The organism is Streptomyces sp. HM190 (genome assembly GCF_009857135.1).
In the GTDB taxonomy this organism is placed as follows: Bacteria; Actinomycetota; Actinomycetes; order Streptomycetales; family Streptomycetaceae; genus Streptomyces; species Streptomyces heilongjiangensis.
The window spans coordinates 4,298,826-4,316,431 of the sequence record NZ_CP047318.1 but is presented as its reverse complement, the minus strand read 5'-3'; the positions used below and the strand labels follow the sequence as shown (position 1 = coordinate 4,316,431).

17 protein-coding genes are annotated in these 17,606 nt (G+C 69.0%); 7 read left to right on the top strand and 10 right to left on the bottom strand.

Annotation, left to right across the window (positions count from 1 at the left end; genetic code table 11):
- Positions 1-34: 34 nt before the first annotated feature.
- Positions 35-901 (bottom strand): GNAT family N-acetyltransferase, encoded by an 867-nt coding sequence (locus GSY65_RS18350; RefSeq protein ID WP_159769944.1) that lies wholly within the window; start codon positions 899-901, stop codon positions 35-37.
- Positions 902-1,078: 177 nt separating this feature from the next.
- On the opposite strand from GSY65_RS18350, the gene GSY65_RS18345 reads away from it, so the two are divergent.
- Positions 1,079-1,711 carry an HAD family hydrolase gene (locus tag GSY65_RS18345; RefSeq protein WP_159769941.1) on the top strand — a complete coding sequence of 211 codons (633 nt, stop codon included), beginning with the start codon at positions 1,079-1,081 and terminating at the stop codon, positions 1,709-1,711.
- A gap of 400 nt (positions 1,712-2,111) precedes the next feature.
- Positions 2,112-3,587: a globin domain-containing protein gene (locus tag GSY65_RS18340; protein ID WP_159769938.1), complete on the top strand. Its 1,476-nt coding sequence runs from the start codon at positions 2,112-2,114 to the stop codon at positions 3,585-3,587.
- Positions 3,588-3,631: 44 nt separating this feature from the next.
- Here GSY65_RS18340 and GSY65_RS18335 read toward each other — a convergent pair whose 3' ends face one another.
- The 5 genes from GSY65_RS18335 to GSY65_RS18315 all read right to left on the bottom strand — a co-directional run bounded on the left by GSY65_RS18335 (position 3,632) and on the right by GSY65_RS18315 (position 7,377).
- Complete coding sequence (locus GSY65_RS18335) at positions 3,632-4,114, bottom strand: NUDIX domain-containing protein (protein ID WP_055514539.1); 483 nt, start codon at positions 4,112-4,114, stop codon at positions 3,632-3,634.
- Between the two features lie 155 nt (positions 4,115-4,269).
- Entirely contained in the window at positions 4,270-5,172 is a 903-nt protein-coding gene (locus tag GSY65_RS18330) for a LysR family transcriptional regulator (protein ID WP_159769935.1), read from the bottom strand.
- A 184-nt stretch (positions 5,173-5,356) separates the two neighbouring features.
- Positions 5,357-6,502 carry a cystathionine gamma-lyase gene (locus GSY65_RS18325; RefSeq protein ID WP_159769932.1) on the bottom strand — a complete coding sequence of 382 codons (1,146 nt, stop codon included), beginning with the start codon at positions 6,500-6,502 and terminating at the stop codon, positions 5,357-5,359.
- The gene (locus GSY65_RS18320) at positions 6,499-6,990 is read right to left on the bottom strand and encodes a low molecular weight protein-tyrosine-phosphatase (RefSeq protein WP_159769929.1); all 492 of its coding nucleotides are present in this window, start codon (positions 6,988-6,990) and stop codon (positions 6,499-6,501) included. Before GSY65_RS18320 ends, GSY65_RS18325 begins: the two co-directional genes overlap by 4 nt.
- 9 nt (positions 6,991-6,999) lie before the next feature.
- Positions 7,000-7,377 (bottom strand): phage holin family protein, encoded by a 378-nt coding sequence (locus tag GSY65_RS18315; RefSeq protein ID WP_159769926.1) that lies wholly within the window; start codon positions 7,375-7,377, stop codon positions 7,000-7,002.
- A gap of 57 nt (positions 7,378-7,434) precedes the next feature.
- On the opposite strand from GSY65_RS18315, the gene GSY65_RS18310 reads away from it, so the two are divergent.
- The 4 genes from GSY65_RS18310 to GSY65_RS18295 all read left to right on the top strand — a co-directional run bounded on the left by GSY65_RS18310 (position 7,435) and on the right by GSY65_RS18295 (position 10,109).
- Positions 7,435-7,752, top strand: coding sequence for a cupin domain-containing protein (locus GSY65_RS18310; protein WP_159769923.1), 318 nt, complete (start codon positions 7,435-7,437; stop codon positions 7,750-7,752).
- A gap of 160 nt (positions 7,753-7,912) precedes the next feature.
- Positions 7,913-8,125 carry a DUF5326 family protein gene (locus tag GSY65_RS18305; protein WP_159769920.1) on the top strand — a complete coding sequence of 71 codons (213 nt, stop codon included), beginning with the start codon at positions 7,913-7,915 and terminating at the stop codon, positions 8,123-8,125.
- Between the two features lie 722 nt (positions 8,126-8,847).
- Positions 8,848-9,573, top strand: coding sequence for a helix-turn-helix domain-containing protein (locus GSY65_RS18300; protein WP_159769917.1), 726 nt, complete (start codon positions 8,848-8,850; stop codon positions 9,571-9,573).
- 98 nt (positions 9,574-9,671) lie between these two features.
- Positions 9,672-10,109 carry an SsgA family sporulation/cell division regulator gene (locus tag GSY65_RS18295; RefSeq protein WP_159769914.1) on the top strand — a complete coding sequence of 146 codons (438 nt, stop codon included), beginning with the start codon at positions 9,672-9,674 and terminating at the stop codon, positions 10,107-10,109.
- Between the two features lie 29 nt (positions 10,110-10,138).
- Here GSY65_RS18295 and GSY65_RS18290 read toward each other — a convergent pair whose 3' ends face one another.
- Positions 10,139-11,608: a YibE/F family protein gene (locus GSY65_RS18290; RefSeq protein WP_159769911.1), complete on the bottom strand. Its 1,470-nt coding sequence runs from the start codon at positions 11,606-11,608 to the stop codon at positions 10,139-10,141.
- Positions 11,609-11,828: 220 nt separating this feature from the next.
- Between GSY65_RS18290 and thiC the strand changes: the two genes are divergently transcribed.
- Complete coding sequence (gene thiC / locus GSY65_RS18285) at positions 11,829-13,655, top strand: phosphomethylpyrimidine synthase ThiC (RefSeq protein WP_159769908.1); 1,827 nt, start codon at positions 11,829-11,831, stop codon at positions 13,653-13,655.
- Positions 13,656-13,885: 230 nt separating this feature from the next.
- On the opposite strand, the gene GSY65_RS18280 is transcribed toward thiC, so the two are convergent.
- The 3 genes from GSY65_RS18280 to GSY65_RS18270 form a co-directional block, all read right to left on the bottom strand.
- Positions 13,886-14,773 (bottom strand): hypothetical protein, encoded by an 888-nt coding sequence (locus GSY65_RS18280; protein WP_159769905.1) that lies wholly within the window; start codon positions 14,771-14,773, stop codon positions 13,886-13,888.
- Between the two features lie 183 nt (positions 14,774-14,956).
- Positions 14,957-16,048: a metallophosphoesterase gene (locus tag GSY65_RS18275; protein WP_268978259.1), complete on the bottom strand. Its 1,092-nt coding sequence runs from the start codon at positions 16,046-16,048 to the stop codon at positions 14,957-14,959.
- Between the two features lie 200 nt (positions 16,049-16,248).
- A complete protein-coding gene (locus GSY65_RS18270) occupies positions 16,249-17,361 on the bottom strand; it encodes a LacI family DNA-binding transcriptional regulator (RefSeq protein WP_159769899.1) in 1,113 nt (370 codons plus the stop codon).
- Between the last annotated feature and the right edge of the window lie 245 nt (positions 17,362-17,606).

The window sequence follows — 17,606 nt, the reverse complement described above, 5'->3', positions numbered from 1 at the left end:
CCGTGCGTCGGACGCGCTCGCCTGGCTCGAATGCTCAGCCCGCCGCCACGGTCAGCGGGGCGTATCGCCGGGACCAGTCACCCGGCAGCTCGGGAATCCCGTAGGTCATGACCGCGTTGAAGGCGACCGACTTCAGGCCGTGTTGCTTCACCCAGGCCAGCAGTTCCTCGTGCCGTACGTCGATGTCCGTACGCAGGGGGAGGCCGGTGTGGGCGGCCAGGGAGGCGATGAGCGCCTTCGCCGTCCGCGTGTCCCGGGCGATCAGCGGACCGACGACATGGGTGTCCATGTTGGGCCAGGCGGCCGCGTAACCGATGATTCCGCCGTTCTCCTCGGCGACATGGATCTGATCTGCGAAGGCGGGAAGCCTGGTGAGGACGTGGGTGCGGTCCGTTCCGAAGATCTCCCCGTCGAGCCGGACGATCGTCGTGAGGTCCTCGGCGGTGGCCGGACGGGTGGCGACACTAGGATCGACTCCGTCGGCCGAGAAGTGTCCCCGGACCATCTCGGCCCACCCCGTGACCTTGAACCCCAGCTCTTCATAGAGCGGCTGTCCGTTGGGTGTCGCGTGCAGCGTCAGCGGAGTCGTCCCGGACTCGGAGATGACGTGGCGCATCAGACGGCGACCGATGCCCCGTCGGGCATGCCGCTCGGCCACCAGCACCATGCCGATCGCTCTCAGGTCCGGGCGGCCCGCCGCCCCGTACTCGGTCACCACGCAGGCCGCGACGAGGCCACCTTCCGGATCGTCGATGCCGTACCCGGTTCCGGCCGTCAGCAGCAGCCCCCACTTGCGCTCCTCGCGGGGCCAGCCCCGGTTCTCGGACAAGTCGGTGCAAGCGGTGAGATCCCGCGGGGTCAGACGACGGATGGGAAGAGCAGCGGGGGAAGATGTCGGCACGCGGGCCAGGCTGTCCGATACAGCACCCTGACGTCCACCGGATTGCCGGGGACACACGCCCTTTTGGCCATCCCGCCCACAACCGCGCAGCGCGCGGACAGATGTTTCACGTGAAACAGCAGCGCGCAGCCACACCCGAGCAGGTGTGGAGCGCAGCGCTGGCTAGCCTCGACCACTATGACGCGACTGCACCTGTTCGATCTGGACGGCACCCTGCTGCACCGAACGGCAGCGCCGGTGGAGATCTCCCGGCAGCTCGGGCTGGAACTGGAGATCGCCGAGCTGGAACGGGACTTCGTAACCCGGCATGTCGATTCGCGGACCTACGCGCAGCGTGTCCATGAACTGTGGGCCGGGCTCACCGAGATGCATGTCGCCGCGGCCTTCAAGGGGGCGCCCTGGCTCCTTCGCATCCAGGACACCTGGGCCGAGATCCGGGACCGAGGAGAGTACTGCGCCGTCATCTCCCTCTCGCCCTCGTTCTTCGTCGAGCGGCTGACGTCATGGGGTGCGCATGCGGCGTACGGTTCACTCTTTCCCGCCGTGCCCTTCACCGAGCCGGTGAACCCAGCAGGGATTCTCACCCCCGCGGCCAAGGTCGAGATCGCGGATCGCCTCTGCGCGCGCTTCGGGCTGACCCGCGCGGATTGCGTCGCGTACGGTGACTCGCTGTCCGATGCGGACCTTTTCGGCTCGGTGCCGATCTCGGTCGCCGTGAATGCGGACCAGCACCTCGCCGCGCTGGCCACGCACTCCTACACGGGGCAGGATCTGTGGGATGCCTATGAATTGGTGCGCAGCGCCCGGTAATTGAAGGAATCGCTGATTCGCCCCCTGCGGAATTCCCGCCGGGACATGGGGGGACTTGTATGTGACGCGCGTGCCGGTAGGGTCGAGTCCGGTTCGTGTCCGAAGCGAGATGTAGTCGTCTCATCCTGCGGGTGCGAACACGGTCAATGCGCCCTAACCGGACAGAGAGATCGAAGACCCGCGTTCACTGTTGGGGAACGTGGGCGTTGGTGTGCTGTGGAACGCTGCCACGTATTGCTGCGGCCCACGTCACACTCTCGCCTACTTGTCCGTACGGTACGGGACGCCCGGTTGAATGTGGCCGCATTGGTCGACGGGGGAACACAACGGGGAAAGCAAGGCCGTCCGCGGGGGAAACATGCGACCTTCCAGCTGAGGAAGTACGCAGATCGACCGAAAGATGCTTGAGGCGAGGCACACCATGGACGCTCCGACCACCACCACGTCGGCCGGCAACGGCGCTGCGGGGGACAGTGACGGAGGCGGCTGGTTCACACCGCGCACCCAGCCGTCCCCCGGCGGGGAACAGGAGATCGAGGGAAACCGTCTCGCCGGGCTGCGCCCCGTGCGGCGCCCCCAGGAGCCGTCGGCCGGGCCGCAGCGCACCCCGCACGAGGCCGCCCGGGAGCGAATACCCCCGTTCCAGGATCCGCCGTCCAGCCCTCCGCCCCCACCGGCTGCCCTCGGTGAGGAGTACGGCTCCGAACAGTCCGTCTTCGAAGCCGCGGTACCCGCTCCCCGAGCGGGTCGTGCCCGCCAGGCATCACCCGACGCCGTTCTGATCCGGCAGACCATGGCCGAGATCGGCCCCGTTGCCGACAAGGTCACCTCGTACTTCTACGCGCTGCTCTTCGTCCAGCACCCGGACCTGAGGCCCCTCTTCCCGCCGGCGATGGACGCCCAACGGGACCGTCTGCTCAAGGCGCTGCTGACCGCGGCCGAGCACATCGACAACACCCCCGTCCTCGTCGACTACCTCCAGAACCTCGGCCGAGGTCACCGCAAGTACGGCACACTGCCCGAGCACTACCCGGCGGTCGGCGAGTGCCTGATCGGCTCCCTGAGCCGTTACGCCCCCGCGACCTGGAACGACGAGACCGAGGCCGCCTGGGTCCGGACGTACACCACGATCTCCCAGGTGATGATCGACGCGGCCGCCGCGGACGAGCTGCGTTCCCCGCCCTGGTGGCTCGCCGAGGTGGTCTCTCACGAGCTGAGGACCGCGGACATCGCGGTCATCACCGTCCGCCCGAACCAGCCGTATCCGTTCCTCGCCGGTCAGTACGCCAGTGTGGAGACTCCCTGGTGGCCGCGGATCTGGCGGCACTACTCCTTCGCCTCGGCGCCCCGCTCGGACGGACTGCTGTCGTTCCATGTGAAAGCGGTCCCGGCGGGCTGGGTGTCCAACGCGCTCGTGCACCGTGCCCGTCCCGGCGACGTCGTACGGCTCGGCCCGCCGGCCGGTGCGATGACTGTCGACCACAGCACCGACAGCGGACTGCTCTGCCTGGGCGGCGGAACAGGCATCGCCCCCATCAAGGCCATGATCGAGGACGTGGCCGAACGAGGACGGCATCGCCCGACCGAGGTCTTCTACGGGGCCCGCAGCGACCAGGACCTCTACGACATCGACACCCTTCTGCGACTGCAGCAGAGCAACTCCTGGCTGAAGGTCCGCCCGGTCGTCGACCGGCACGGGCTGCTCCAGCTGCCCGACGCGATACGCGAGTACGGACCGTGGACCGAGTACGACGTGTACCTCTCCGGCCCACCTGGGATGATCCGCAGCGGTGTGGACGCGCTCAGGGGCGTGGGTGTCCCGTCGGACCGCATACGCCATGACTCGGTGGAGGAACTGGTCGCCGCCGGCGACTGAGCCGGCCGCCCGACCGGCCCGCGGCGGGCAGTGTCAGCTGTCCGTCAGCCCAGGTCAGGCGCGTGCATCGCGCGGACGCCCTCGATGTTGCCGTCGAGGTAGTGCCGCAGGGAGAGCGGGACGAGGTGGACGGAGGCGATCCCGACCCGGGTGAAGGGCACACGCACGATCTCGTACTCACCCAAGGGCTCGTCCACCTCGGGTCCGTGCCGCTTCGACGTGTCCATCGACTCCAGACGGCAGACGAAGAAGTGCTGGACCTTGACCCCCGTGGCGCCGCCGTCCTCACCGATGTGCTCGACGGTATCCACGAAGCAGGGCACGACGTCAGTGATCTTGGCGCCCAGTTCCTCGTGCACTTCGCGATGGAGCGCGTCGACGACGGTCGTGTCCTCAGGCTCGACCCCGCCACCCGGTGTCAGCCAGTACGGATCGACACCCGGCTTGGTCCGCTTGATAAGGATCAGGTCGTCGCCGTCGAGCAGGATGGCGCGGGCGGTGCGTTTGACCACGGGTCGGACGGTCATGGGAGAAATGTGGCCCGTCATGTTCCACGTGAAACATCGCCCGACCACGGAAGTCACCCATGACCGAGCTCGGCTCTCTCCACTGGGACTCGCCGACAGGTGCTCCCTCGGACAACCACGGAAGGCGTTGGCCGAGGGGCACGGCACCCGCTGCCTCAGGACCAGCCCACCGCAGTACACAGCAGCCACTCGTGGGCCCGCGCGATGTGCGGGATGGCCAGGGTGCCGGTACGGACCACCAGGAAGTACGTCCGCAGCGGCGGAACCGCCGGTTCGAGGAGCGGCATGATGTCGCCGCGCTCCAGTGCGTCGACGCAGAGATAGCGGGGCAGTACAGCCAGCCCTCCCCCGGAGATCGCGCAGGCCAGCACCGCGCGCAGGTCCGGGACGACCACGGTGCCGGAGGCGACGGGCCGGGAGTCGAAGACCGAGGCCCAGTAGCGCGTGACGAACGGCAGCGACTCGTGCACCTCGACGACCGGAAGTCCTTCCAGCAGGTGCGCATCCTTGGGGTGCAGCTTGCCGGGGCCGATGCGCTCGACCCACCGCGGAGCGGCGACCAGCACGTGCTCCTCGTCGCAGAGAGGGGTCGCCGTCAGCAGGGGGCCGCGGGGCTGCGCTGTGGTGATGGCCAGGTCGTGGTGGCCGGCGGCGAGGCCCTCGAGTGTCTCGTCGGCGTTCCCGAAGGACACCCTCAGCGCGAAGCCCTGGCCGTCGTCGACGAGTTCCGTGAGGGCGGGCAGAACGCGCTCCGCGGTGAACTCCGGCGGACCGGCGAGATGAAGTGTCCCCAAGGCGGAATCGCCGTCGAGGCCCGTCTCGGCGATCTCCATCAGCGCGTCGAGATGAGGGGCCGCCTTGTGGGCCAGCTCGTCGCCGATGGTCGTCGGCGTCACGCCCCGGGCCTGGCGCAGGAACAGTGGGCGGCCCAGTTGCCGCTCCAAGGTGCGGATCTGCGAGGTGACGGCCGGCTGCGAGAGACCGAGCAGGGCCGCGGCGCGCGTGAACGAACCGGCCCGGTGCACGGTCACGAACGTACGCAGTAAGGCCAGATCCATGGTCGCCCCTTCGCCGCCCCGGAGCGCCCAACTATAAATAAGTCGATAGGTCTCTGTCGCTCCTGTGATTGGACACTGACACAGAGTCAACTAGCCTTGGTCGCGCGGTTCTTCGCGCGCGGAACCGGGACGGTCCGAGCCACGAGGGGGGAGGCTCGGACCGTCCGTCGTGCGTAGTCGAGTACTAGCCGGTGGCCACGTCGAGTGCCCGCAGCACATCCGCCACCAGGTCGTCGGTGTCCTCCGCGCCGGCCGAGAAGCGGATGAAGCCTTCCGGCACCGCGTCCCCGCCCCACCGCCCGCGCCGCTCGGCCGTGGACCGCACCCCGCCGAAGCTCGTGGCGTCGTCCACCAGGCGCAGCGCGTCGAGGAAGCGATCGGCACGTGCGCGCGTGGGCAGCGAGAACGACACGACGCATCCGAAGCGCCGCATCTGCTGTGAGGCGATCTTGTGGGACGGATCGTCCCGCAGCCCGGGATACCGCAGCCCGGTCACCTCGGGGCGCCCCTTCAGCGCCTCGGCGACGGCCAGGGCGTTGGTGCTCTGGCGGTCGGCCCGCAGTTGCAGCGTGGCCAGGGAACGGTGCGCGAGCCAGGCCTCCATCGGGCCGGGGATCGCTCCGACGATCTTGCGCCAGCGCCGCACGGCGGCCATCAGCCCGGCATCGCGACCGACCACGTACCCGAGCAGCACGTCACCGTGTCCCGTCAGCTGCTTGGTGCCGCTGGCCACCGCAAAGTCCGCGCCGAGCTCCAGCGGCCGCTGCCCGAGTGGTGTCGCCAGGGTGTTGTCGACGGCGACCAGGCAGTCCCGCTCGTGTGCCGCCTCGCAGAGCCGGCGGATGTCGCACACGTCGAGCCCTGGATTGGACGGGGTCTCCAGCCACAGCAGCGTGGCACCGTCCAGGGCGTCGAGCTGGGCGTCGCCGCCGGTCGGGGCATTGCGCACCTCGACGCCGTACGACCGCAGCTGCTCACCGGCCAGGGGCAGCACGTTGTAGCCGTCGCTCGGCAGCACGAGGACGTCGCCGGAGCGCAGCTGCGAGAAGAGGACAGCCGAGATCGCGGCCATGCCCGAGGCGAAGGCGAGCGTCTCGACCTGCTCCCCGCCGGGCGCCTCCAGTTCCCCGATGGCGCGCTCCAGAAGGGTCCAGGTGGGGTTCTGGTCACGTCCGTAGGCGTACGGGCCGGTGGGGTCGCCCGGCAGGTGGTAGTGGGCGGCGAAGACCGGGCCCGGAAGGGTCGGCTCGTGCTTGACGGGTTCGGGCAGCCCGACGCGGACGGCTCGTGTGCCCTCGCCCAGCTCCGGGACGATGTTCTCGTCACTCATGCGGCATGTCCTTCCACCTGCTCGCGTACGGCGGTCAGAAGGCCCTCGCTCGCGGCCTCCACCAGCTCAAGGCATTCCTCGAAGCCGTCCATGCCACCGTAGTAGGGGTCGGGAACGTCGAGGTCGTGGCCCGCGGCGGGATCGTAGGAGCGCAGAAGGCGGACCTTGTCCGCGTCCGCAGGGGTGGGTGCGAGGTGGCGCAGCGCCCTCATGTGACCTGCGTCCAGGGCGATGACGAGGTCGAGCCGGGAGAACCACGAGGCGTGGAACTGGCGGGCGGTGTGGTCGCTGCCGTAACCATGCGCCTCCAGGACGCTGACGGTACGCGGATCGGCCGGCTCTCCCTCGTGCCAGCCGCCGGTGCCCGCACTGTCGACCTCGACCAGGCCGTCGAGCCCGGCCTCCTGCGTACGGGCGCGGAAGACGGACTCGGCCATCGGCGAGCGGCAGATGTTGCCGGTGCAGACAAAACAGACGCGGTAGGTCATCGCAGAGCCTCAGTCGGCGTCGGGCAGGACGAGGTGAAGGGCCCAGGAGACTATCGAGATGATCAGGCCGCCCAGGACGGCGGTCCAGAAGCCCTCCACGTGGAAGCTGAGGTCGAGCTTGTCTGCCAGCCAGGAGGTGAGCATCAGCATCAGGGCGTTCACCACCAGGGTGAACAGGCCCAGGGTGACTATGAAGAGAGGCAGTGTGAGGAGCTGGACGAGCGGCTTCACCACGGCGTTCACTAGGCCGAAGACGAGCGCCACCAGTAGCAGCGTGCCGACCTTCTTGCCCGTGCTGTCCCCGGTGAGCGTGATCTTGTCGAGCAGCCAGACAGCGACGGCCAGTGCGCCCGCGTTGGCGATCGTCTTGACTAGGAAATTCATCATGTGTCTGATCGTGGCAGAACGGATCAACACGAGCACCGGGCAGGGGCGACAAAGTCGATGAAGGCATTCCGGTTGGATGAACTGGAGACGGAGCGCGCCGCCAACGACGGCGCCTATCTGCAGTTTCTGCGCGAACGGAACATGTCGGTCGGTCTGTACGCGCTCGACGCGGGCGAGCTTGACCTGCAGCGGCCGCACAGTCAGGACGAGGTGTACCTCGTGGTAAGCGGTCGGGCATCGCTCACGGTCGGCCTGGAGACCACGCAGGTGGCGCGGGGCAGCGTGGTGTACGTGCCCGCCGGAGTCGCCCACAAGTTCCATCACATCACCGAGGATCTCCGCGTCGTGGTGGTCTTCTCTCCGCCGGAGGGCTGAGCTCCCCTTCCGGGTTCCCTAGGGGAACGATCAGGGACGGACAAGGGGCGCGAAGCGCCCGGACGGGCCCTGCGCGCGCCTAGCATCGATGGCAGGACATGAAGGGACCCGGAACAGGTGCCCGGTACGAGGGCCACGGGCGGAGACAAGGAGCAGGACGATGCGGGAGATCTTCGCGGGGATGCCGTGGTGGGTGAAGTGGATCGCGGTGCCGGTCATCGCCCTGGTCGTGTTCGGCGGACTGATAACCAGCATCCTCCAGGTCGTGTTCGGCCTGCTGTTCAAGGTGCTGGTCTTCGTGGCCCTGGTCGGCGGACTCATCTATGTCGTAAGGAAGTTCACGGCGAGCTCGTCGTCACGCGGTGACTGGTGACGCGTCAGCACGGGGGAACGGCTGAGGCGTGAGTGAGTGAGGGCTGGTCAGGGCGCGGCGGTAACAGGAACACGAGGTTCCCTCGGCCGGGGGAAGTTTCCTGCGGGGGCCGTCTGAGGGCGGTGGCGGGCGGCTAGAGTCCGGGAACTCGTCGCGGGGTCCGCCCCGCGGGCGGCGCATCCCCTCCCGTGTCCCCCGCACGGGCAGCCCTCCTCGCGCTTCGGGAGTGACCCTTGGCCACGGCTGACACCGCACCCGCAGACCCCCTCTTCCCGCCGGCCCGGCCGCGCTCCCTGTCCACACCGGGCGCCGGTCCACCCGCGCAACCGGGCCCCCGGTCGACCCCGCCGGCCGACACTCGCGGACATCCGCGCACCCGCTCCGTCGACGTGGCCACCCCGCCGCAGCAGCCGCGTACGGCCCGGTCCCAGCCCCGCGCTGCCCCTTCTCAGCCCGCGGCGCCCCCGGCTCAGCCGCGCACCTCACCAGGCGAGGACACCGTCCGTCCCGCAGAACGCCCTCTGGCGGCCCGGACCGCGCTCCTGCCGACATCGTCGGCACCGGCGCCACCGACAGGGCCCGCACCCACGCCCGAGTCCGGGCAGGCCACCGCGCCCGCCCGACCCGCAGCAGCGCGTCAGTCATATGGGTCGGGGCGAGGAACGCAGCGCCCGCCGGCCCCGGCGGCCCCCGACCTCCAGCCGGGGACCCTGATCGGCTCCGTGCAGCGGGCTATGCGGCTGCTGGAGGCCGTCGCCCAGCGAGAACACGGGGCACCGGCCAAACAGTTGGCACGGGACGCCGGGCTCGCCCTGCCCACGGCGTACCACCTCCTGCGCACCCTGGTGCACGAGGGCTATCTGCGCCGGGAGAAGGGACTGTTCTTCCTCGGCGAGGCCACAGAACGGCTGAGCAACAGCGGAGCGCAGCAGAAACGTCGCAGCACGGTCGACGAGGCCCTGGCCCACTGGCGGGACACCATCGGCGCCCCCGTGTACTTCGCGATCTACCGGGCGGGCGAGATCGAGGTCAAGTGCGTCGCAGACAGCGCGAGCGCCCCCGCGGTCGAGGAGTGGGCCGACTTCCGGGAGACGGGCCACGCACACGCCATCGGACAGTGTCTGCTCTCCCAACTCGGCGGCGAGGCCCGCCGCGACCACCTGGAGCGCTACCCCGTACAGTCGATCACGCCGTACACAGTGCGTGACAACAAGACGCTGCTGCGGCGCCTGGACCGGATCGGACGGATGGAACCCGTCGTCGAGCGCCAGGAGTACGCCTTGGGGACGGTCTGCGCCGCCATTCCCATCACCGCGGGGACGACCGCAGCGACCCTCGCCATCTCGCTGCCCGTGCACCAGGCCGACCGACTGCTGCCCGCGGCACATCAACTGCAGACCGAGATCGGAATGCTGCTAGGGACACGCGCGATCTCTATCAGCATCTGAAAAATCACTCCTTGTGATCTCTCGTGTACGTTCAGCAAACTTCCAGAAGTGTCAGGCAGATGTTTCCTGGCCAGTCGACCAACATGGCGGGGTAGGCGATGCGCGAGTCGGTACAGGCAGAAGTCATGATGAGCTTCCTCGTGTCGGAGGAGCTCTCCTTCCGCATCCCGGTGGAGTTGCGCTATGAGACGTGTGATCCCTATGCCGTGCGGCTCACCTTCCATCTGCCTGGCGACGCCCCGGTGACCTGGGCCTTCGGCAGGGAGCTGCTCATCGACGGCGTCGGCCGGCCCTGCGGTGACGGGGACGTGCACATCGCGCCCGCCGATCCGGACACCTTCGGCGAGGTCCTGATCCGGCTTCAGGTGGGCAGCGACCATGCGCTGTTCCGGGTCGGTACGGCGCCCCTGGTGGCCTTCCTGGATCGCACGGACAAGCTTGTGCCGCTCGGGCAGGAGCGTTCCCTCGCCGACTTCGACACCCTGCTTGACGAGGCGCTGGACCGCATCCTGGCGGAGGAGCAGAGCGCGGGCTGAACTTCACGTCACCCACGCGCCGTAACGCTTCACCGCTTGCGGCGGCGCCCCCTCCCTCCACGAGCCGGAGCGGCTGCTGCTGCCGCCGTTGCCTTCGCGGGCGTGCCCGAGCGATCGGCCGAGACGACCAGCGCGGCGAGCGCGGTGGTTACCGGGACGGAGGCGACCAGACCGATCGACCCGACGAGAGTGCGCACGATTTCTTCGGCGACCAGCTCGCTGTTGGCGACCGTACCGACGCTGCTCTGCGCGATCGAGAAGAGCAACAGCAGCGGCAGGGCTGCGCCGGCGTACGCGAGGACGAGCGTGTTGACCACGGAGGCGATGTGGTCGCGGCCGATGCGGATGCCCGCGCGGTACAGCCCGCGCCAGCCCATCGCCGGATTGGCCTCGTGCAGTTCCCAGACCGCCGAGGTCTGGGTCACCGTCACGTCGTCGAGCACACCGAGGGAACCGATGATGATGCCCGCGAGCAGCAGGCCGCTCATGTCGATCTCGGGGTACAGGCCGTGGATCAGTCCGGTGTTGTCATCCGTGTTCCCGGTCAGTGCCGCCCAGTCGATGAATACCGAACCCAGCAGACCGATCAGCAGCAGCGAGATCAGGGTGCCGATCACCGCGACCGACGTGCGGGCCGAGAGGCCATGACACATGTAGAGCGCGATCAGCATGATGGCGCTCGCCCCGACCACCGCCACCACGAGGGGGTTCGAGCCCTGAAGGATGGCCGGGAGGATGAAGAAGGTCAGTACCAGGAAGCTGACGGCCAGGGCCACCAGGGCCATGACACCGCGCATACGGCCCACCACCACGACGGCGAGCGCGAAGATCCCGGCGAGCAACGCCATGGGGAACTCACGGTTCACATCGGTGACCGAGTACTGCAGGTCCTTGGGCGCGGCGGGCTCGTAGGCGACCACGACCCCCTGGCCCTGCTTCAACTGTCGTGACTGGTCGGGCTGAATGATCTCCGTGAACGTACGCCCCTTGTCCTTGCCCGTGTCGACGCGCACCGTCGCCTTCTTGCAGGTGCCCTTCGCCTGCTGCTGGGCGGACGATCCCTCGGCGGTGGAGGTGTCACCGGTGGGCGGCACACCCGAGGCGTTGACGGAGGCGCAGTCGACCTCCTCGACCTTGGTGACGGTGGCCGACTGCGTTTGCCGGTCGAAGCCCACACCGGTGCGCTCGTGCGACGGCGCGCCACCGGGCCACAGGACGACGAGGCCCACGAGAACCGCGGTGGCGAAGGGGATCAGTACCGCCGCGATCACCTTGCGCAGATGCTGTGACACGGGCGCGGCCGGGCCATGATTGTGACTGTGGGAGTGGCCGTGGCCACCCCCGGAGAACGGCCCCTGGCCGCGCCCGTCACCGGGGCCGTGTCCGCCTCCGGAGCCGTATCCCTGACCCCCGCGGGAGCCATGACCGTGCTCGTTCCCAGGGCCATGGCCGTGGGGCGGCTCGGAGGGCGGAGGCGGAGGCTGCTGCATTGTCGTCACCGACCGATCATCGCAAGAACGAGCGAGGCCCACTGTTCACCGCGCCACATCGGACGCTAGCGTGGAGGCACCTTTGCACACGCGGGAGCTCGGAGCACCGGGCTGAGAGGGCGCTGACCTCCGCAGACGCGATGTTTCACGTGGAACATCGGCGGGCGGACATCGCTGCGTCGACCGCTGAACCTGTTACCGGGTAATGCCGGCGTAGGGAGTAGGTCTCATGACCATCGAGGACACACGCACGTCTGCCTCTGGCCAGACAGACGGGGCATATGCCTCACCGCAGGACAGCCATCCTCAGAGCGAGAAGCCCAGGGAGACCGGCAGGTCCATCGGCTGGCACAAGGCGTACATCGAGGGCTCGCGCCCCGATCTGCGGGTGCCGGTCCGTCAGGTGCATCTGACCAACGGCCAGTCAGTCACCCTGTACGACACCTCGGGCCCGTACACCGATCCGACTGTCGAGACCGATGTCAGGAGGGGCCTCACCCCTCTCCGGGAGAACTGGATCATCGCCCGCGGCGACACCGAGGAGTACGCGGGCCGCCCCGTCCGGCCCGAGGACGACGGGATCAAGCACACCTCACCGCGCGGTGGGCTGCGCAATCTCGACGCGGTGTTCCCGGGGCGGCCGCGCCAGCCGCGGCGCAGCCGTGACGGCCGGGCCGTGACCCAGCTCGCGTATGCGCGGCGTGGGGAGATCACCCCCGAGATGGAGTACGTGGCGGTACGCGAGAACGTGTCGCCCGAGGTCGTCCGTGAGGAGATCGCGGCGGGCCGGGCGGTGCTGCCGGCGAGCGTGAACCACCCGGAGATCGAGCCGATGATCATCGGCAAGCGGTTCCTGGTGAAGGTCAACGCCAACATCGGCAACTCGGCGGTCACCTCCTCCATCGAGGAGGAGGTGGAGAAGATGACCTGGGCGACCCGTTGGGGCGCCGACACGGTCATGGACCTGTCGACCGGACGGAACATCCACACGACGCGTGAGTGGGTGCTCCGCAACTCCCCGGTGCCGATCGGCACGGTGCCGCTGTACCAGGCCCTGGAGAAGGTCGACGGCAAGGCCGAGGAACTGACCTGGGAGATCTACAAGGACACGGTCATCGAGCAGGCCGAGCAGGGCGTGGACTACATGACCGTCCACGCGGGCGTGCGCCTGGCGTACGTACCGCTCACCGCCAACCGCAAGACCGGCATCGTCTCGCGCGGCGGCTCGATCATGGCCGCCTGGTGCCTGGCGCACCACAAGGAATCGTTCCTCTACGAGCACTTCGAGGAACTGTGCGAGATCCTCGCCGCGTATGACGTGACGTACTCGCTCGGCGACGGTCTGCGGCCCGGCTCGATCGCTGACGCCAACGACGCCGCGCAGTTCGCGGAGTTGCGCACGCTCGGGGAACTCAACCGGGTCGCCAAGCGTTTCCACGTACAGACGATGATCGAGGGCCCGGGGCATGTCCCGATGCACAAGATCAAGGAGAACATCGACCTTCAGCAGGAGATCTGCGATGAAGCTCCGTTCTATACGCTCGGCCCGCTGACCACGGACGTCGCGCCGGCGTACGACCACATCACCTCAGGCATCGGCGCCGCGATGATCGCGTGGTGGGGCACCGCGATGCTCTGCTACGTCACGCCCAAGGAACACCTGGGTCTGCCGAACCGTGACGACGTCAAGACCGGCGTGATCACCTACAAGATCGCGGCTCATGCGGCGGACCTCGCCAAGGGACACCCGGGCGCACAGGAGTGGGACGACGCGTTGTCGGACGCCCGCTTCGAGTTCCGCTGGGAGGACCAGTTCAACCTGGCTCTGGACCCCGACACGGCCCGCGAATTCCACGACGAGACGCTCCCGGCGGAGCCGGCCAAGACGGCTCACTTCTGCTCCATGTGCGGTCCGAAGTTCTGTTCGATGAAGATTTCCCAGGACATCCGCCGCGAGCACGGAACCTCACGTGCCGAGATCGAGGAGGGCATGGCTCAGAAGTCCAAGGAGTTCGCGCAGGCGGGGAACCGGGTCTACCTGCCGCTCGCGGACTGAGGGGCGCCGGAAGAGGCCGGGCGGTAACCCGGTCCGGCGGTGTGCACGGACAGGGGCCGTCCACCGGCACCCGGCCGCCGTGATCGTCGGTCGTAGGCGCGCCGCCGGGTCAGTGACCAGCGGTGGTCGGCCGACTGAGGCGTACGGCTGTCTGCCCTCGTGCCGGGGACACGTCGGGCGTCGGGCGGCCGCCCCCGGTAGGTACCGGGCGGCGGCTCGGTCCCGACGTGTCACTCCGGCTGGTGCTCCGGGCCGCCGAAGTCCGGGCCGCCGAAGTCCGGGCTGCTGAAGTCCGGGCTCGAGAAGCTGGGGCGGGAACCGGAGGAGCCGCTGGCGGGGCTGGTGAAGTTGGGGCGGTTGTAGCCGAGGTGCGGCATGCGGCTGGGCGGGGCCGGCCGGTCCGGGTCGCCCAGCACCGCGGGATCCGGGTTGGCCAGGGCGTCCCGGAGGAACGGCAGAATGCCGCGCTGCAGGAGGGCGTCACGCCACGCCTCCTTGGCGCGGTTGACCTCTTCGGTCAGTTCGTCGCGTGCTCCGCGGTCCGCCAGGGCGGTGGAGCCGTTGCGCAGGGCGGTGAGCAGTAGGCCGACCGCGGCCACGAGGATCGCCGCAGCCGTGACCGCGCCGAAGACCCATCCGGTCGTGAGGAGGGTCTCGGCGATCGCCCGCTCGGGGTCGAGCACCTTCATGATGTAGCCGACGAGCAGGAAGATCACCGCGGCGGTGCCGGCGAGCACGGGGGCGAGCACGGCGGCCACGGCACCCGCGCCGGCTCCGGCGGCCTCGCCGACCTCTCCCACGGAGGCCACGAGTCCCACCGCCGTCCCGTCGGGCTCGGTCGAGCCGGACGCCGCGCTGCCTGAAGTGGTGCGGTTCGGTGGCGGGTTGCGCAGTTCGTCGCGGACCTTGACGTAGTACTCGTACTCGGTCGCCGCGGCCGCCGTGATGATGGCCGTGGCGTTGAGTGCCATGGTGCGCAGTTGTTCGGGGTTGAGCCGCTGCAGGCCGGCGACGAATTCCGGGCGGTACGGTGCGGAGCGCAGCGCCTCGCCGAGGATCCGCTCGTACTCTTGGCGGTCCTCACTGAGGAGGTGCTGCGGAACGCTGTTCATGTGCATCCCCCGATGCTCCGTAGGGCTTGTGGCTCGGCATGCTGACGAGCCGTCGGGCAGAAACGGAGGGGAGCCTGCTACGGATAAGCCGATGGTAGAGCGGTGACGGCGGGCGGTGACAGGGGGTTTGAAGAAATTGAACCCCGGCCGACGAACTCTTTCGACGGAGCGAGCCGACCCGCGGTGGGATCAGCTGTTCAGCGGGAGTTGCTGGACCAGCAGCTTTCCGGCCATCGTCACGCCGCCATCCATGGCGACCGCCAGACCGTCCGCGTAGATGTACGGCCCCTCGACCGAGGGGCCCGCCCCGTCCTCGCCGTCCTCCGAGCCGACCTCCCCCAGGAGGTACGGGATGGGGCTGTGGCCGTGGACGATGCGCGTGCCGCCGTAGGTGTCGAGCAGGGAGCGCACGGCGTCGGCGCCGCCTTCGTCGCGGAAGGAGAAGCGCCGGGTGAACTTGCGGAAGAGGTCCCAGACTTCGTCCGGGTCGTTGCGGGTGATCGTCTCGCGGATGGTGTCGTTCACGGCCTCGATGGAGTCGCCGTAGTCGCGGTAGGCGGTGGTGTCGGAGTGCACCAGGAGGTGGCCGTCGACCTCCTCGATGGCGTCGAGGCGGGCCATCCACTGCAGGTGGTGGTCCTGGAGGCGGTCCATGTCGGTCTTCTGGCCGCCGTTGAGGAGCCATGCCGCCTGGAAGGTGGCGGTGCCCGCGCCCGAGTTGACGGGTGTGTCGCCGAAGCGCTTGGCGCCGAGCAGCAGCAGTTCGTGGTTGCCCATGAGGGCCTTGCAGTAGCCGCCGGCCGCAGCGGCCTCGGCGGACAGGCGCATGACGAGATCGATGACGCCGATGCCGTCCGGGCCGCGGTCGGTGAAGTCGCCGAGGAACCAGAGCCGGGCGGTGCCCGCCGACCAGCTGCCCGCGGCGTCGACGAGGCCCTTCTCGCGCAGGGCGGCGATCAGCTCGTCCAGGTAGCCGTGCACGTCGCCGACGACGAACAGCGGGCCCGGCCTGCCGGTGGGCTGTTCGGCGACCGCGGCCCCCGGGTCGATGGTCACCTGCAGCGTGTCACCGCGGTTGATCACCGGGAGGTCCCGCTGGGTGGGGGTGTACCCCTCGGGGTACTCCATGGTGTCGGCGGGGTCGCCCGTCTGGCCGGGCGGCGTGGTGTGTCCGTACGGACCGGCCTCGTGGACGTACGCGGGCACGCGGAAATCACGCACCGTCGGCGTCCGCACCTCGGGTCCCTGACCGGCCCCCTGAGTCATCGACCCCTCCACCACCATCGCGCCGCATCTGCACCGCATCGGACTGCCTGGTCGCAGCGGCCCGCGGTGTCGTCCGCCCATCATAGGAATGCGGATCGCGCCATGTGATGACCCAGGGGTGGTGAAATGGCGCGGGGCCCCGGTTCACCGCGGTTTTCTCCCGAATTGGGCGGGCTCTCCCCGCCCGATCCGTGTTCGGGCCCTCAGTTCGGGCGTCAACCCTCTTCGGGTGATCGTGGCGGACTGACCGTCCTGCGCGGCGAACGCCGCTCGGACGAGGTCCGCACGATCAGTTCCGTCGGTATCACCTGCTCGACAGGTTGGTCCGATTCCACCCCTTCGATGGCGTCGATGAGGAGTTGGACCACCGCCGTGCCGATCCGGCGCGGCTTCAGCGAGAGCGTGGTGATCGGCGGCTCCGTGGTGGCGTACACGGCGGACTCGCTGCAGCACACCAGGAGCAGGTCGTCCGGGACACGCAGGCCGTACCGCCGGGCCGCGGCGAGGAGATCGGTGCCGTTGGGGTCGAAGAGCCCGTAGACCGCGTCCGGGCGGTCGGGCCGGGCCAGCAGCCGGTCGGCCGCGACGGCTCCGGCGCACGGATCGTGCGCCGGATAGGCCTCGTACACCGGATCCTGGCCCACGCGCTCGCACCAACGCAGATATGCCGTCGTCGAGAGATGGGTGTACGTGTCCGTCGTCGTGCCCGTGAGGAGGCCGATCCGGCGGGCGCCGGCGTCGGCGAGATGGTCGAGGATGCCGAGGACCGCGGCCTCGTGGTCGTTGTCCACCCACGCGGTGACCGGTAGCGCCCCGGCCGGGCGGCCGTCCGAGACCACCGGTAATCCCTGGCGGACCAGTTCGCTGACCACCGGGTCCTGGTCGGACGGGTCGATGACCACGGTGCCGTCCAGGGCCACGTTGGACCACACGTCGTGACGCGAGGTTGCGGGCAGGATGACGAGGGCGTAGCCCCGGGCCAGCGCGGCCGAGGTGGCCGCTCGCGCCATCTCCGCGAAGTACGCGAACTCGGTGAAGGTGAAAGGTTCATCCCCGTACGTGGTCACGGTCAGGCCGATGAGGCCGGACTTGCCCGTTCTCAGGGTTCGGGCCGCCGCCGAAGGGCGGTAGCCAAGTCGGTCGGCGACCTCACGTACATGGCGTCGGGTGGCGTCCGGTAGCCGGCCCTTGCCGTTGAGGGCGTCGGAAACGGTCGTGATGGAGACCCCGGCGGCGGCGGCCACGTCTCGGATGCCCGCCCGGCCCGACCGGCTGCCTCGGCGGGGAGTTTCCGCCCGGCTCACCTGGTGCTTCCCTGCTGCTGTCATGGCGAGCCGATAGTAGGGCTCATGCGGTGGGGTAGTGCGGACGCATATGCATCCGTTGACAGGTACGTTTCTGCAAGGTCAAAGATAGCTAATCGCCTTGCAATGTAAGGGAGTTGAACGACCCAATGTCAGGACGCTACTTGTCGGCACGCATGAGCCTGCCAAGTAGCTCATGTCTCGAAGAGGTCTCAACTCACCTGCACGGGTGATGCGCGCTACGGCGCGAGCCACCGGCGCGTGCGTTT